Here is a 16,082-nt window from a genome sequence, read left to right as displayed (position 1 = left end):
TGGGGAAAAGGCGTTGAATACCACTCGACCAAAAACGATTATGGCGATAGCTGTTGGGTTTACTTTATTCGGCTTAACAGCATGTCAATCGACATCTACAACATTAAAAAAAGATCCAGAAAAAGCAGTGCAGGTCCGTACCCAACTTGCAGCAGAATATATTCGTAATCGTGATTTAGATTCAGCCAAGCGCTCGCTGGATCAAGCCTTAAAAGTTGATTCCCGTGATGCCAATGCCAATATGATGATGGGCATCTTGCTACAACAGGAAGGCAGTGCCAGCAATATGGAAAAAGCAGAGGCTTATTTTAAGCGTGCAATTTCCTCAGAACCAGATAATGCGCAAGCGCGTAATAATTACGGTACATATTTGTATCAACAGCAACGCTATAATGAAGCGATTGAGCAATTTACCCGTGCGGGTGCAACCTTAGGTTATGAACAGCGGTTTCAATCGTTGGAAAACCTAGGGCGAATCTATTTGAGATTGGGCGATGTTGCGAATGCTGAAAAATCGTTCAAACAAGCGCTACAAGCGAATCGAAACGCAACTATTTCAATGTTAGAGTTGGCGGAAATTTTCTATTTGCAACAAAATAATAGAGATGCATCGCAACTATACGAACAATATGTTCGTAATGTAGGACAGAAAAACCAAGGGGCAAGAGCACTTTGGATTGGTCTACGCATTGCTCGAGCGAATGCGGATCAATTAGGAATGCAAGTGTTAGTGAACCAACTACGTGCGCTATTTCCTGATAGTCCAGAATATCAACGTTATTTGCAATTACAGTACAGTACTGAGGCCGTATGGAAATAAATCCAAATTCACATCAGCCAACTGGCTCAACCTCGCCATCGTCAACGTTAGGAAATATTCAACGACCTGGTGAGTATTTGCGTCAAATTCGTATTGCACAAAAGAAAGAAATTGAAGAGATTGCAAACGTATTGAATATGCCTGTCAAAACCTTGACAGCATTAGAGCAAGATGATTATAAATCATTGCCAGAAGCGACATTTATCAAAGGTTACTACCGTGCATATGCAAAATTTTTAAATGCAGATGCCAGTGCAATCATTCAACGCTTTGATGAAATTTATGTGAATGATACTGGTCTGAAAGCCAGTCATGCCTTGAATAACTCTCCAATTAAAATCATGGGGAAATTATCAGGTTCGAAAAGTGTACGTAACCGTATTTGGTTAAAACGTATTGCGATCGTGGCTGCAGTGGCTATTTTGGCTTGGTTCGCAGTGATGGCAGTACAAAATTGGACATCAAGTCATAAAGATGATGAAGATGTGCCAAAGATTAAGAACTCTGAAGTTCAGATTCTTCCAATGGGCAATGCCACCACAGCAACATCTGGTGACCAGTTGGTATTGAACTTTAACCGACCAACTTCTGTGCATATTGTCGATGCAACAGGTAAAGTGTTGGCAACAGGTCGTCAAGCATCAACTTTGACTTTAAGTGGTGAATCACCATTTCAAATTCGTTTAGATGATGCAACAGCTGTAGCGTTGACTTTAAATCAAGAGCAAATTTCCTTGTCTCCATATACAGTCAATGGAAAAGCAGAATTCCGTTTGTCTCGTTAATGCCAAAGAGTAGAGCTATACGATGATTGTGAATCCAATTAAGCGCCGCCCAACACGAAAAATCCGTGTCGGTTCGGTGTATGTCGGTGGTGATGCCCCGATCAGTGTTCAAAGTATGACCAATACTGAAACCTGTGATGTGGATGCAACTGTGGCGCAAATTCAGCGCTGTGCAGATGCAGGCGCGGATATCATGCGTGTTTCTGTACCATCGATGGAAGCAGCAGAAGCGTTTGGCGCGATTCGTAAACGCGTTTCTGTGCCACTGGTGGCAGATATTCATTTTGATCATCGTATTGCTTTAGCTGTGGCTGACTATGGCGCAGACTGTTTACGTATCAATCCGGGCAATATCGGTTCGGATCAGAAAGTGCGTGAAGTGGTTGCTGCGGCAAAACATCACGGCATTTCGATTCGTATTGGTGTCAATGCAGGGTCATTGGAAAAAGACCTACAGGTGAAATATGGCGAGCCAACAGGGCAGGCTTTGCTTGAATCGGCAATGCGTCATATCGACATTCTGGATCGTTTAGATTTTCATGAGTTTAAAGTCAGCGTAAAAGCATCAAATGTGTTCTTAACCATGGATGCCTATCGCTTATTGTCTCAACAGATTGATAATCCGCTGCATCTGGGTGTAACTGAGGCAGGGATTTATCGTACTGGTACAGTCAAGTCAGCAATCGCTCTGGGCGGGCTGTTGATGGAAGGCATTGGCGATACCATGCGTATCTCGCTTGCGGCTGAACCAGAAGATGAAATTAAAATCGGTTTTGATATTTTAAAATCGCTGGGCTTACGCTCAAATGGGATTAACTTTATTGCTTGTCCAAGCTGCTCACGTCAAGAATTCAATGTAATTCAAGTGATGCAGGCGTTGGAAGAGCGATTAGAAGATATTCGTACCCCGATGGATTTATCTGTCATCGGGTGTAAGGTGAATGGTCCAGGTGAAGCCAAAGAAGCAGATATCGGGATTGTAGGTGCATCACCTCGTTCACTAGTCTATCGAAATGGTGAAAAGAGCCATTTGATCGACACAAATCAGTTGGTTGATGAAATTGAAACAATGGTTCGTCAACGTGTTCAAGAGCTTGAAGAAGCAAAATCTAAAGTCATTATTCGTAGTTCATCATGAGTTCAATTGTCGCTATCAAAGGTTTTAATGACACCCTTCCAACGCAAACTGCGGCTTGGAGAAGTCTGGAACAACAACTTGCATCTTTGATGGATGCTTATGGTTATCAACAAATCCGTTTGCCAATCGTTGAGCAAACTGGTTTATTTAAGCGTGCCATTGGCGATGCGACTGATATTGTTGAAAAAGAAATGTATACCTTTTTCGACAAGGGTAATCCGCCAGAATCACTAACTTTACGTCCTGAAGGAACGGCGGGTTGTGTACGTGCGATGTTAGAGCATAACTTACTACGTGGTGCAACACCGCGTGTATGGTATCTCGGACCAATGTTCCGCTATGAAAAACCACAAAAAGGTCGTTATCGCCAATTCCATCAATTTGGTGTGGAAACCTTTGGTGTAGCAACACCTGATATTGACGCAGAAATCATTTTAATGACCGCACGTTTATGGAAACGTATGGGTGTGGCAGCGAATGTGCGCTTAGAGTTAAATACTTTAGGTGAAAGTGATGAACGTGCAGAATATCGTGCAGCCTTGGTTGAATTTTTAAACCAGCATAAAGATGCTTTGGATGAAGATTCGCAACGTCGTTTAACGACGAATCCATTGCGTATATTGGATTCTAAAATTGAATCAACGCAAAAGATTTTGGAAAATGCACCGAAGCTACATGATTTCTTAAAAGAAGATTCAATCAATCACTTTCAACAATTACAGCAATATTTAACTGATGCTGGTGTTGAGTTTGTGATTAACCAAAAGCTCGTTCGTGGTTTGGATTACTACAATAAGACTGTATTTGAATGGACCACAACCATGTTGGGTTCGCAAGGTACTGTTTGTGCGGGTGGTCGCTACGATGGTCTGGTTGGACAGCTTAAAGGGAAAGCGGATCAGTCTGTACCAGCGGTTGGTTTTGCCATGGGTATGGAGCGCTTGTTGTTATTGGTTGAGCAAGTTGCGCAAGCCAAAGACGTACGTGATTGTGAAGTGTTTTTATTGGCTGAACCTGCGTATCAAGCTAAAGCTTTGGTATTGGCTGAACAAATCCGTGACCAGTTGGAAGCTGCGAACAGTTCAATCCGCTTAAAGACTGGATCTCAAGGTAGCATGAAAAGCCAAATGAAAAAGGCGGATCAATCAGGTGCGATCTATGCAGTCATCTTGGGTGAGCGTGAGTGGGAATCTCAGCAGTTACTGGTGAAGGAACTTGCAACGGCTGAACAGGCACAAGTGGCTTTAACTGAACTGACGCCATTTTTTATCGAAAAATTTAAACAATAAATTGCACAATTTAGGAAAAGGACAATCACATGAGTTTAAGTGATGATGAACAACTCGACCAGTTAAAGTCGTTTGCCAAAAAATATGGTTCTGCAATGATTAGCGGAATTCTCATTGCCTTGATTGCCTTTTTCGGATGGGAATACTGGCAAAAGAAAAATCTTGCTGAAGCCCAGAACCAAACTGCGAAGGTGCAAAAGTTGATGGATGAGGCAAAAGCTGCATCAGGTCAACCAAATGCCTTTGCCAGCTTATCTGAAACAGCAGATAAGATTGTGAAAGATGATGCGGATTCTGCGCAAGCAATTCAAACACAATTTATCATGGCGAAACTTGCGTATGACAAGCAAGATTATGCTGCTGCTGAAAAAGCGTTGAAGAAAGTTGAAACTTCAAAAGTTAAAGATGCGGGTTTGGTTCAAATTGTTAAATTACGTTTAGCAGATGCGCAATTGGCGCAAAGCAAATACGATGAAGCTTTAAAAACCTTAACTAGCGTGACAGATCCTGCGTTCAAGGCGACTGCTGATGAACTTCGTGGCGATATTTTTGTTGCGAAAAAAGACAATGAATCTGCTCGTAAAGCGTATCAAAGTGCATGGGATAATTTGCTCGAGCGTAAACAAGAGCGTCAGCTTTTACAAATTAAACTCGAAAGTGTTGGCGTTTTAGTAGATGATCCTGAGTTTGAGCGCCCGATCTTAGATACCAAAGTGGATGAGTCTTAATGCAGAATAAACTAAAACTACCTTTGGCAATTGCAATTGCTTCAGCTTTACTCGTTGGTTGTTCAAGCAATAAAGTAAAAGAAGTAAAACCAAATCCATTGCCAAAGATCACGCAAGAACAAAGTTTAAACCTTGTGTTTTCACAAAGTGTTTCGTCGACCAATGCTGCTGAGGCTTTACGCCTGCAGTTGGATACCGACAATGGTGTAGTTTTTGCTATTGATCCTGATGGTCAAGTGTCTGCTTACAAAGGTAAAGAGCGTCTTTGGAAAAGTAAAATTACCAAACAAGAACTTACCGCTGGTGTAGAGGCAGGTGAAGGGATTGTGGTGAGTGGTAATCGTAAAGGACAGCTATTTGCTTTAGACCAAGCCACAGGTGAGCAAAAATGGACTGCGAAATTGTCCGGTGCAATTTTGTCTCCATCATTGATTCAGTCTGGTCGTGTGATTACTATTGCCAATGATGGTACTGTATTTGCACATGATGCAGTGACTGGACAACAGGTTTGGGCGTATAAGCTACCGAATGTTCAGTTTAGTTTGCGTGGTCAACCTGCACCTGTTCGTTTAGATGAGCGTACCGTGTTGATTGGTTCTGCAAATGCCTATATCTATGCTTTGGATATCATCAGTGGTGTGCCACGTTTCCAACGCCGTGTTGCAATTAGTGAAGGTCGTTCAGACATTCAACGTTTGGTCGATGTGGTTGGAGACCCAGTTGTTTCAGGTCAATATCTGGTGACGACGAGCTTCCAAGGCCAAGTGACTGTAACTGATCTTGCGACACAACGTGTGGTGTGGAGCGAAGATGCGAGCAGTACCAATAGCGCAGAAGTTGCTGAAGATAAAGTCTTTGTTGCGACTACCGACGGTAAGTTGAATGCGTATAACTTGGCAACAGGTGAGTTGGTTTGGCAAAATGAAGAGTTGCTAAATCGTAAGCTGAGTAATCCTGTGATGTTAGGGCAAAATCTGGTCGTGGGTGATTTAGATGGTGTGATCCATTTGATTAATCCTGCTTCGGGTAAGTTGATTGGCCGTGCGAAAACCAGTGGTGATGTTCGTTCATTGCGTGTGATTGACAATCAGCTTTATGTTGCAACACGAAAAGGTGCATTAACCATTTGGCAGAATCGTTAATTTTGCCTTAGCTTGTGGTAAAATGCTCAATTAGCTATTGCTAATAAAAGAATGATCGGGGTATTTGTCTAAACAAAACCCCGAATTTTTATTGTGATTACTTGATCACCAAAATCTTCCATACTGTTTCTGATACGATGTCATCAACGATGGCTCGTCTGAATTAAGGTTAATCTATGAAACCCGTTATTGCGCTCATTGGTCGTCCAAACGTCGGAAAATCAACGCTATTTAACCAAATCACCAAAAGTCGTGATGCTTTGGTTGCTGACTTCGCTGGTTTAACTCGTGACCGCAAATACGGCGATGCGGTTTATCAAAATAAATCGTTCATTGTTGTCGATACGGGCGGTATTGGTGAGAACGAAGGTGGTATCGACTCTTACATGGCAGAGCAGTCGAAAACTGCAATCCATGAAGCAGACATTATTGTTTTTGTTGTGGATGCACGTGCTGGTCTGTTGGCATCGGATGAGCAAATTGCACGTGAGCTTCGTACTTTAGGTAAGAAAGTATATCTCGTTGCCAATAAAGTAGACGGTGTACATGCCGAAGCTGCTTTAGTTGAATTCTATAAGCTTGGTATGGGTGAGCCACTACAGGTTGCTGCAAGTCACGGACGTGGCGTACAGCAGATGCTTGAAGATGTGTTGGCTGAAGTTCCAGAAGATGAAAATCCAGAAGAACATGACAAAGCAACGGGTTTACGTTTAGCCATTATTGGTCGTCCTAACGTGGGTAAATCAACTTTGGTTAACCGTCTATTGGGTGAAGACCGTGTAGTTGCATTTGACCAACCTGGCACAACGCGTGACTCGATTTATATTCCTTATGAGCGCGATGGTCGTCAATATACTTTGATCGATACAGCTGGTGTACGTCGTAAAGGCAAAGTAGAGGAAATGATTGAGAAATTCTCAATTGTGAAAACACTACAAGCGATTAAAGATGCCCATGTCATCGTAGTGGTACTGGATGCTCGAGAAGGTGTAGTAGAACAAGATCTACATTTGATTGGTTATGCACTTGAGGCTGGTCGTGCCATGGTGATTGCGATCAATAAATGGGACAACATGACCGAGTATGATCGCAAGCAATGTAAGTTGGATGTTGACCGTCGTTTTGATTTTATTCCTTGGGCGAAAGTACATTTAATCTCAGCATTGCATGGCACAGGCGTAGGGGAAATGTACCCAACTATCCATCGTGCTTATGATTCATCACACTTAAAAGTGTCTCCTGCGAAACTCACTCAAATCTTAAATGATGCGACTGAAGCGCACCAACCGCCAATGATTGGTGGCAAACGTATTAAAATGCGTTATGCGCATATGGGTGGACAGAACCCACCAACGATCGTAATCCATGGTAATAAAGTAGATAAAACACCTGCGGACTATCGCCGTTATCTTGAGAATGTGTTCCGCAAAGTTTATAAATTGGAAGGGACACCTGTTCGTGTTGATTTTAAAACATCGGACAACCCATTTGAAGGACGTAAGTCGCAAGTGGATGAACGCGTGGCAGCACGTAAACGTCGTTATGTACAGAAGTTTAAGAAAGCTGAAAAGAAATTCAAGCGTTAAGCTGATCTTGATGCCAAAAGCCCAAACTTTGCTTTGGGCTTTTTTATAGGGAGTAAAGCCAATGTCAACACGTGAAATTGAAATCCATGTTCAGGTATTGGCTCAACTCCTCGAACAAAGTAAAACTGATTTTGCTGATTTAAGTGCTTTTAATCATTATAAAAAACAGCAGATAAAGGAATATCGTAATGATCTGTTGGCTGAGCGGCTGCAATGTAATGCTGAGGAACTCAGTTTTTCCAAACATGAACATGGCAAGCCTTTTTTAAGTTCGCATGCCTTACATTTTAATCATACCCATAGCCAGCAATATTATGCCTTGGCCATGAGTGAGCGGGTAAAAGATCTTGGGATTGATGTCGAAGAACTCGATCGGAAAGTGCGCTTTGATGCCTTGGCACAACATGCATTTCATCCTGAGGAATACCAAACTTGGCAGCACCAAGATCAAGACAATGAATATTGGTTACGGGTTTGGACCACTAAAGAGGCTATTCTTAAAGCTTCGGGACTTGGAATCCGCCTTGATTTAAATAGTTTAAATACCCAAGTCCATCCATCTAATTATGGGGGAATGTGTTCTCATCCTTTGATTGGAGGTTTTGCTTATCAGAATTTTATTCTCAATCAAAATATTGTGCTGACCGTAGCGTGGCGAGCTGAGCAATCTTGTCGTGGTTTTCAGTTTCCACAGATTCAGATTATTCAGCATATGTATAAATAATCTTGTACCAACATAAAAAATGCCAGCATTTTGCTGGCATTTTTTAATCTAAAGAAGAACTGATTTAAGGAATCTGGTCTTCTTCAAATTCAGGTTTAACTTGAACAATAAAGTCCTGACGGTTCAGACCACGCCATAATGCGAATGCTGTACCGATATAGATTGATGAGTAAGTACCAACAAAGATACCAACAAACATTGCCATAGAGAACCAGTGTAAGCCATCACCGCCTAAGAACATCATGGCAAGTACCACGAGTAATAAGGTCATCGAAGTGTGAATGGTACGACGTAAAGTTTCTGTGAGTGCGATGTCTACGATTTCACGAGGACTTGCACCACGAATTTTACGGAAGTTTTCACGGATACGGTCCGAAACAACGATGTTATCGTTGAGTGAGAAACCAATCACCGCAAGCACAGCCGCAAGTACGGTTAAGTCGAATGGCCACTGGAACAGCGCAAAAGCACCAAAAATGATGATAATGTCATGGAATAATGACATTACAGCACCGACTGCCATTTTAAATTCAAAGCGAACGGTGACGTAGATCAACATTAAGATCAGTGCCAGTGCAACGGCACCTGCAGAACGTACATAGAGCTCATTACCCACTGCACCACCGACAGAGTCCACTTTGTGAACTTCTACTGTGTTATTTGGTAATTGAACTGCTTTCGTGATGCTGTTGCTCAGGTCTTCAACATTCAGGTCTTCTTGTACTGGCATACGTACGATAAGGTCAGTACTGCTTCCTAATGTTTGTACCACAGCATCTTTAAAGCCTGCACGATCGAGTGCTTGAACCACTTGAGCAGGTTGAACACCTTGCTTGTAGTTCAATTCAGCCGAAATACCGCCAGTAAAGTCCAAACCGAGATTTAGACCTTTAGTCACAATAAAGAAGATACTGGCAATGGTTATCAGGATCGAGAAGATGGCCGCAGGTGTGGCAATCTTCATAAACGGGATGATTTTTAGATCATCTGGGCGACCGTATTGTTTTGAGTCTTGTTGAGTCAGATCAGTCATGTGAATCTCCTTAAATACTCAACTTGGTCAAATTACGGCGCTTGCCATAAATGAGCTGTACGATTGCACGTGTTACGGTAATTGCAGTAAACATCGAACAAACAATACCAATCATCAAGGTGACTGCGAAGCCTTTGATCGGACCAGTACCAATCGCGAATAAGATAAACGCAACAATGAAAGTGGTTAAATTGGAGTCAAGAATGGTGTTATAGGCTCGATCATAACCTGCGACAATCGCCTGTTTGGGCGAGGCACCCCAGAGCATTTCTTCTCGAATACGCTCACAGATCAATACGTTGGCATCGACCGCCATACCAATGGTAATGACGATACCCGCAATACCCGGTAGGGTGAGGGAGGCACCAATCCAAGACATGACTGTTAGGATCATGGCAAGGTTGAACACCAAGGCAAAGTTTGCAATTAAACCGAATAAACGGAAGAACACCACCATCCAGATCGCAACGAGTAAGAAACCGATTTGGGTTGATAACACGCCCTTATCAATGTTCTCTTGACCAAGACTTGGACCAACAACGCGTTCTTCTACGAAGTACATTGGCGCAGCCAAAGCACCTGCACGAAGCATCAAGGCAAGTTCAGCCGCTTCTTGCGGTGAATCTAGGCCAGTAATACGGAACTGTGAACCGAGTACTGCTTGAATCGTCGCAGCATTGATTACGACAGACTCTGTATATGGGGTACGAACTTCAGTTTGAACGCCTGTATTTGGATCAGCAACATAAGAGATTTTTTGTTTATTCTCGATAAACAAGACAGCCATACGTTTGCCTACAGCACCACGCGTTGCATCTGCCATGAGCTTACCGCCCGAAGAATCTAGAGTGATGTTTACTTCTGCACCACCAGAGTCTTGGCTAAAGCCAGAGCTTGCATTTTGAACACGTTCACCTGTCAAAATACGGTTACGTTGTAACAGCAATTGACGACCACTGTCTAAAGACTGATAAGCAAAGACTTCAGTACCTGGAGGGAGTGGCTGACCATTATATTTTCCTGTATATGAGTCAATATATTGATCATTGCTATCCGCAACTAAACGGAACTCTAAGTTTGCTGTACGACCCAAGACACGCTTTGCTTCAGCTGTATCTTGTACACCTGGTAATTCAACTACAATACGGTTGCTACCCTGAGTTTGTACCAGCGCTTCAGCCACACCGAGTTCGTTGATACGGTTACGTAAGGTAGTTAAGTTTTGGTTGACTGCATAAGATTGAATTTCTTGACGACGAGTGTCGGTATAATTCAGTCTTAAAGTTGCACCAGATGAAGTAGCAACTGCTTGCTGAGTAAACTCATTACCATTACGACGTAAAAAATCTGCCGCTGCATCACGGTCTACATTGCTTGCAAACTGAATGGTAATGGTGTTGTTGTTTAATGCAAGGTTGTTAAATTTGATTTTGTTATCACGGAATTGACGACGTAAATCAGTCGCAGATGTTTCCATGCGCTGACTAATTGCTTTATCCATGTCGACTTCGAGCAAGAAGTGTACACCGCCACGTAAGTCCAAACCGAGTTTCATCGGTTTTGCCCCAATCTTTTGCAGCCACTCTGGCGTGGTCGGTGCAAGGTTGAGCGCAACTACATAGTCATCACCTAAATCACGGCGTAACACTTCTTTGGCTTTTAACTGTTCTTCAGAAGAGTTTAAGCGTAATAAGGCCGCGTTGTTGGCAAAGCTATTGTCGTGACTGCTAATGTTGGCAGTTTTTAAAATCTGCTCAGCTTTTTGCACGATAGTCTGATCAATTTTGGTGCCTGCTTTTGCCCCAGAAATTTGGACAGCAGGTTCATCTGGATACAGACTTGGAAGTGCATATAACGTACTGATCACAAGTACCACAAGGATCAGTAAATATTTCCATGCAGGGTAACGCATTCGCTTTCTTCTTAAATGAAAAAGTCGTGCTGAGGCACGACTATTTTATGATTAAAGGTTATTTAATGTGCCTTCAGGTAATACTGAAATGACACTCGCACGTTGGATTTTTACCTCAACTCCGCGAGTGAGTTCAACTACTGCAAAGTCACCTTCAAGCTTGGTAATTCTCCCCATTAAACCACCAGCAAACACGATTTCACTGCCTACACCCAAGCTTTCGATTAAAGAACGGTGTTCTTTAGCACGTTTTGCTTGAGGTCTCCAGATCAAGAAATAGAAGATTGCGATAAAGACAGCAATCATCAAGATGTTTGCCATGAGGCTTGGACCTTGTGCTGCAGCAGGAGCAGCATGAGCAGTAGAGATGAAAAAACTCATTTCGATTTCCTAAAATTAAAAGGCAAAAAATTAACAATAAATCCCAATTCGTTTTGCAATGTACCTTGTCTTGCGATCAGGCGCAAATCTTGATGCAAATCGTTCAGCTTAGTCTTCTGGACATGGTGGAACGTCTAATCCACGACGGGCATAAAAGTCCTGAACGTACTCATCAAATGTGCCGTTATCCAAAGCATCACGCATACCTTGCGTCAGGCGTTGGTAGTAACGCAAGTTGTGGATGGTGCCGAGCATCGATGCCAGCATCTCACCACACTTCTCTAAATGATATAAATAGGCACGACTGAAGTTTTTACAAGTGTAGCAATCACAATGTGGGTCCAAAGGACCTTGATCATGACGGTAGCGGCTATTACGAATTCTGACCAGACCATCGGTGACAAAATAATGACCATTACGTGCATTACGGGTTGGCATCACGCAGTCAAACATATCGACACCACGACGAACTGCTTCTACGATGTCCTCTGGTTTGCCCACACCCATTAAATAACGCGGTTTGTCCTGTGGCATTTTGTTAGGTAAATAATCAAGTACTTTGATCATTTCTTCTTTAGGTTCACCGACTGATAAGCCGCCAATCGCATAACCATCAAAACCAACTTCTAACAAGCCAGTGAGAGACTCGTCACGAAGGTCTTCGTACATGCCACCTTGAATAATGCCGAATAATGCATTTTTATTCTTGAGTTCATCATGGTGGTGGGTTTTACAACGTTTTGCCCAACGTAAAGAAAGCTGCAATGATTTTTGCGCTTCTTCATGGGTGGCAGGGTAAGGCGTACATTCATCAAAGATCATCACGATATCTGAGTTCAATACATGTTGAATCTCCATTGAAATTTCTGGAGACAAGAACACCTTTGAGCCATCAATCGGAGAGCGGAAGGTCACACCTTCTTCTTTGATTTTACGCATTGCGCCCAAGCTAAACACTTGGAAACCGCCTGAGTCAGTCAAAATAGGTTTATCCCATCGGATAAACTCATGCAGACCACCATGCTCTTTAATCACTTCCAAGCCTGGACGTAAATAGAGATGGAATGTATTTCCTAAGATAATCTGTGCCTGAATTTCTTCAATGTCACGCGGGAGCATGCCTTTAACCGTACCGTAAGTACCCACTGGCATAAACACAGGGGTTTCAACCACACCATGTTCTAAAGTAAGTCGACCACGACGGGCGCGCCCCGACTGGCCTAATTTTTCAAATTTCATGTAATAACCTGAGCAAGATCGAAGTGCTACTTTGATTGCAGCGCAAGGAGGCGAAAAAACAGTTCGCTGATCGAAAGCGGCTATTTTCCCCGATTATGGCGTGTAGTTCTACTACTAAATGTAGCCATAACCAAAAAATAATAATCTCCCCTAACCCCTCTTTAAAAAGAGGGGGATAAAAGGCAATATTTCTGAAGATAAACTCAAATTCCCCCTCCTTTTAAAAGGTGGGCTGCGGTTGTAGCAGCGCAAGGGAGGAGGATTTACGAGGTAAGATAGTAAATCTAAAGCATCAAGCTGAATGATTTTCCGCTTATAAAATAGACTACAGTGATCGCCGCTAAGGCACTAAAAATTCGGCTTATAGTCAAAATTTTCAGTCGCCAGATTATCCTTAAACGGGCGAATGGCTTTCTTAGATAAAGTCAGTGTATTGATCAGATTATTTGGGAACACTTCGATTTGGTTATTAAATAATTCTACATTGCGGTTAAAGATAGTGATTGCCGCACCGACATTTTCGTTTTGTTCCTGAATATCATCCATCATCTTGCTATACAGCGCATCTGCTTTCAGTTCAGGATAATTTTCGACCACCACATTCAAGCTACGAATCAGTTCCTTACTCATTTTCTCAATCTGTTGTAACTGAGAAATATCAGTGTCATTGACATTGAGATTAAGAATCTGCTGACGTAACTCAGTGACTTTTTCCAGTGTGGATTTTTCAAACTGGGTATATTGATCCAGTGTCGCTTCCAGAGCTTCTAAGGTCTTTACTTTCTGACGTTCGAAGTTAGCTACTTCTGACCATGCACGTTTGGTGGCATTAAAATATCGTACGATGTTGTTGCGGATAGAAACGCCCCATACGATCAGTACCACAAAAATCCCCAAAAAGATTAGTAAACCTGTCATCGCTATTCCCCTTATTGTTATCGCTAGATGACTAGCTAATTAAATTCAGCATGAGCTGTTGAAACTTTTGATATTGCGGCATGGTCATGGTTCTTAAATGTCCACGTAATGCTGGAATATCCTGTATTTCACTACGTTTACTGGCGGTTTGGAAAAGATTTTGTTCGCCGACGTAACACATGATTTGCTCTTCATGATGATAAATTAAATCACCTGTAAAATGTTGAAAAAAATCATGTAACTTTAAGGTCAAACTAGGACTCACTTCTTTTGCGAGTCGGTGTTGATCTAAGCCAAAAATATTCAATTCTTGGTTAATCAAAATATCGCTGCTTTGCCATGAACTGGTATAAGGTTCAAAAAAACGAGAACGTTGATTGCTTACGGCAATACCCAAGGCTGGCATTTGAAAAATAAATGCGCCCCACAAATCTTTATGGATTTCTTTAACGATTTTTTTTTCACTGCTTTGATCCTGAAGGATCGGCATTTCACTGACATAGTGATACTGAAATAGCAGGACTTGGTGGGTTGTGTTGCCATCATCCCACGTGGTCGATGCATATTGAGTAATTTCGTTGGCTTCATTGCCGCGATTGAATAAGGGGAAATGTTGCTTTAACTTACTGATCACTAAAAGTGGCTGTGCTTGAATAGGTAGGTAAGCAGGCAATTGCTGGAACTGTAAACCATAGCGCAAGACCGTCATGCGTTCTTCAAGATAATGAATGACGCGTGTTAATGGCTCTTGTGGTTCATAGAGCAGATAAGCCAGAAAACCTGTCAGAAATGCCCCAAGTAGGCTCCAGATATATTGAATATGAGGATGTAGAAAATAACCAAACACCAAGGTGCCAACACTGATCATCCCCAGTAAGTAGGGCAGCACATTAAAAAACCGTAGACTGTGATCGTCACGCCATGGATGCAAAGCATCTAGCAGGGCTTGATCGCTATGAGACTTTTGTCCAGCTTCCCACAGCCGAGCAATATTGTGAAAAACCTGCGCATTTTTTTTACGTCTGATATGCAGCGCTTGTTGTACAGTGTCGATTGGCATGGAAATAATCGTTTCATTATAATAGGTTGGTCTTGTTTGAATTATGCTTTAAATTTCAGAAACTAAGAAGTCTATAATCTGAATCTAGTTGAGTTTTATTATCTTGAATGAGTGACTTTTACCAAAACATTTAATTGAGAAAATCGACTAAACCGTAATTTAGTCGATTAATCTGTTTTAAGCGCCAAGCTTATCCACCAACATTGCATCGCCATAACTAAAGAAGCGATAACGTTGTTCAACTGCATGGGTATAAGCAGCCAAGATATTGTCTCGATTTGATAGCGCTGAAACCAACATCAACAAGGTCGATTCTGGTAAATGGAAGTTGGTAATCAAACGATCCACGATGCAGAACTGATAACCTGGATAGATAAAGATTTGCGTATCACCAGTCCAAGCTGCAATTTTGCCTTGATTGGCTTGTGCTGCACTTTCTAAGGCACGGGTCGCCGTGGTTCCCACTGCAATGACTTTATTGCCACGCGCTTTGGTCGCCAAAATCAGGTCAATCGTGGCTTGCGGTACATCACACCATTCACTGTGCATAATGTGATTGGTAATGTCAGTGGTACGCACAGGCATAAAAGTCCCTGCACCGACATGTAGCGTGACAAAGGTCTTTTGCACGCCTTTGGCTGCTAGTTTTTCTAATAAGCCTTGGTCGAAATGCAGACTCGCAGTTGGTGCTGCAACGCTGGCAATTTTTTCTGGATCGTGGAATACGGTTTGATAACGTTCGGTATCAATCTCTTCCGCTTCACGGTTGAAATAAGGTGGGATCGGCAACTGACCGTATTGATCCAGTACCGACAAAATTGGTTGTGAAAACTTCACCACAAATAGGTTTTCATGGCGACCTTGTACGGTGACAGGTACTGCATCTTCACCGATATACAGTTCTGCGCCTGCTTTGGGTGAGTTGCTTGATTTAATATGGCAATGCGCAGTATGAGTATCCAACATACGCTCAACCAGAACCTCGATTGCTCCACCTGTAGCACGTTTGCCTTTTAAACGTGCTTTCATGACTTTGGTGTCATTCAATACCAGCAAATCACCGTCTTCGAGCAGGTCGAGAATATCGGTAAACGCGTGGTCGTGATATTGACCTTGCGCATCGATATGCAGCAGGCGAGATGCGCTACGGCTATCTAGTGGGTAGCGAGCAATAAGTTCATCGGGGAGATCAAACGAAAAGTCGGAGAGTTGCATACATCTAAAACATTGCAAAAATTGGGCGTAGTATAGTCTTTTTTACGTTTTCTCGCTGAGTTCACGTGTTTATAAGCAGAAAAATATCTGAATGATTTAAAAGTGAGCAATA

Annotated in this window: 15 protein-coding genes; 8 read left to right on the top strand and 7 right to left on the bottom strand. The window is 42.4% G+C overall.

The genetic code is table 11. The features are described 5' to 3' along the window. Positions 1–13: 13 nt before the first annotated feature. The 8 genes from pilW to NDN11_RS15345 all read left to right on the top strand — a co-directional run bounded on the left by pilW (position 14) and on the right by NDN11_RS15345 (position 8,212). Positions 14–820, top strand: coding sequence for a type IV pilus biogenesis/stability protein PilW (gene pilW / locus NDN11_RS15380; RefSeq protein WP_251110131.1), 807 nt, complete (start codon positions 14–16; stop codon positions 818–820). Beyond that, positions 811–1,605 carry a helix-turn-helix domain-containing protein gene (locus NDN11_RS15375; protein ID WP_167250027.1) on the top strand — a complete coding sequence of 265 codons (795 nt, stop codon included), beginning with the start codon at positions 811–813 and terminating at the stop codon, positions 1,603–1,605. Before pilW ends, NDN11_RS15375 begins: the two co-directional genes overlap by 10 nt. 22 nt (positions 1,606–1,627) lie before the next feature. Beyond that, positions 1,628–2,743 carry a flavodoxin-dependent (E)-4-hydroxy-3-methylbut-2-enyl-diphosphate synthase gene (gene ispG, locus NDN11_RS15370; RefSeq protein WP_004802647.1) on the top strand — a complete coding sequence of 372 codons (1,116 nt, stop codon included), beginning with the start codon at positions 1,628–1,630 and terminating at the stop codon, positions 2,741–2,743. Then, positions 2,740–4,032 carry a histidine--tRNA ligase gene (gene hisS / locus NDN11_RS15365; RefSeq protein WP_167250025.1) on the top strand — a complete coding sequence of 431 codons (1,293 nt, stop codon included), beginning with the start codon at positions 2,740–2,742 and terminating at the stop codon, positions 4,030–4,032. The genes ispG and hisS overlap by 4 nt, the downstream gene beginning before the upstream one ends. Before the next feature lie 29 nt (positions 4,033–4,061). Further along, positions 4,062–4,760, top strand: a complete 699-nt coding sequence (locus NDN11_RS15360; protein WP_167250023.1) for a YfgM family protein — start codon at positions 4,062–4,064, stop codon at positions 4,758–4,760. Further along, positions 4,760–5,902 carry an outer membrane protein assembly factor BamB gene (gene bamB, locus NDN11_RS15355; RefSeq protein ID WP_167250021.1) on the top strand — a complete coding sequence of 381 codons (1,143 nt, stop codon included), beginning with the start codon at positions 4,760–4,762 and terminating at the stop codon, positions 5,900–5,902. Before NDN11_RS15360 ends, bamB begins: the two co-directional genes overlap by 1 nt. Positions 5,903–6,078: 176 nt before the next feature. Continuing rightward, complete coding sequence (der, locus tag NDN11_RS15350; protein ID WP_004802653.1) at positions 6,079–7,488, top strand: ribosome biogenesis GTPase Der; 1,410 nt, start codon at positions 6,079–6,081, stop codon at positions 7,486–7,488. A gap of 61 nt (positions 7,489–7,549) precedes the next feature. Next, the gene (locus NDN11_RS15345) at positions 7,550–8,212 is read left to right on the top strand and encodes a 4'-phosphopantetheinyl transferase family protein (protein ID WP_251110130.1); all 663 of its coding nucleotides are present in this window, start codon (positions 7,550–7,552) and stop codon (positions 8,210–8,212) included. Positions 8,213–8,276: 64 nt separating this feature from the next. Here NDN11_RS15345 and secF read toward each other — a convergent pair whose 3' ends face one another. The 7 genes from secF to queA all read right to left on the bottom strand — a co-directional run bounded on the left by secF (position 8,277) and on the right by queA (position 15,970). Further along, positions 8,277–9,245 (bottom strand): protein translocase subunit SecF, encoded by a 969-nt coding sequence (secF, locus tag NDN11_RS15340; protein ID WP_167250017.1) that lies wholly within the window; start codon positions 9,243–9,245, stop codon positions 8,277–8,279. Positions 9,246–9,255: 10 nt separating this feature from the next. Then, positions 9,256–11,157 carry a protein translocase subunit SecD gene (gene secD / locus NDN11_RS15335; RefSeq protein WP_251110129.1) on the bottom strand — a complete coding sequence of 634 codons (1,902 nt, stop codon included), beginning with the start codon at positions 11,155–11,157 and terminating at the stop codon, positions 9,256–9,258. 51 nt (positions 11,158–11,208) lie between these two features. Beyond that, a complete protein-coding gene (yajC, locus tag NDN11_RS15330) occupies positions 11,209–11,538 on the bottom strand; it encodes a preprotein translocase subunit YajC (RefSeq protein ID WP_167250013.1) in 330 nt (109 codons plus the stop codon). Positions 11,539–11,646: 108 nt separating this feature from the next. Then, the gene (gene tgt / locus NDN11_RS15325; RefSeq protein ID WP_005193126.1) at positions 11,647–12,777 is read right to left on the bottom strand and encodes a tRNA guanosine(34) transglycosylase Tgt; all 1,131 of its coding nucleotides are present in this window, start codon (positions 12,775–12,777) and stop codon (positions 11,647–11,649) included. A 348-nt stretch (positions 12,778–13,125) separates the two neighbouring features. Beyond that, positions 13,126–13,695, bottom strand: a complete 570-nt coding sequence (locus NDN11_RS15320; protein ID WP_005193124.1) for a LemA family protein — start codon at positions 13,693–13,695, stop codon at positions 13,126–13,128. 31 nt (positions 13,696–13,726) lie between these two features. Then, positions 13,727–14,755, bottom strand: coding sequence for a hypothetical protein (locus tag NDN11_RS15315; protein ID WP_251110128.1), 1,029 nt, complete (start codon positions 14,753–14,755; stop codon positions 13,727–13,729). A 177-nt stretch (positions 14,756–14,932) separates the two neighbouring features. Beyond that, positions 14,933–15,970: a tRNA preQ1(34) S-adenosylmethionine ribosyltransferase-isomerase QueA gene (queA, locus tag NDN11_RS15310; protein WP_251110127.1), complete on the bottom strand. Its 1,038-nt coding sequence runs from the start codon at positions 15,968–15,970 to the stop codon at positions 14,933–14,935. Between the last annotated feature and the right edge of the window lie 112 nt (positions 15,971–16,082).

The organism is Acinetobacter sp. C26M (genome assembly GCF_023702675.1).
In the GTDB taxonomy this organism is placed as follows: Bacteria; Pseudomonadota; Gammaproteobacteria; order Pseudomonadales; family Moraxellaceae; genus Acinetobacter.
Note: the sequence above shows the minus strand (reverse complement) of the source record. Positions and strands in the feature narration are given on the sequence as shown.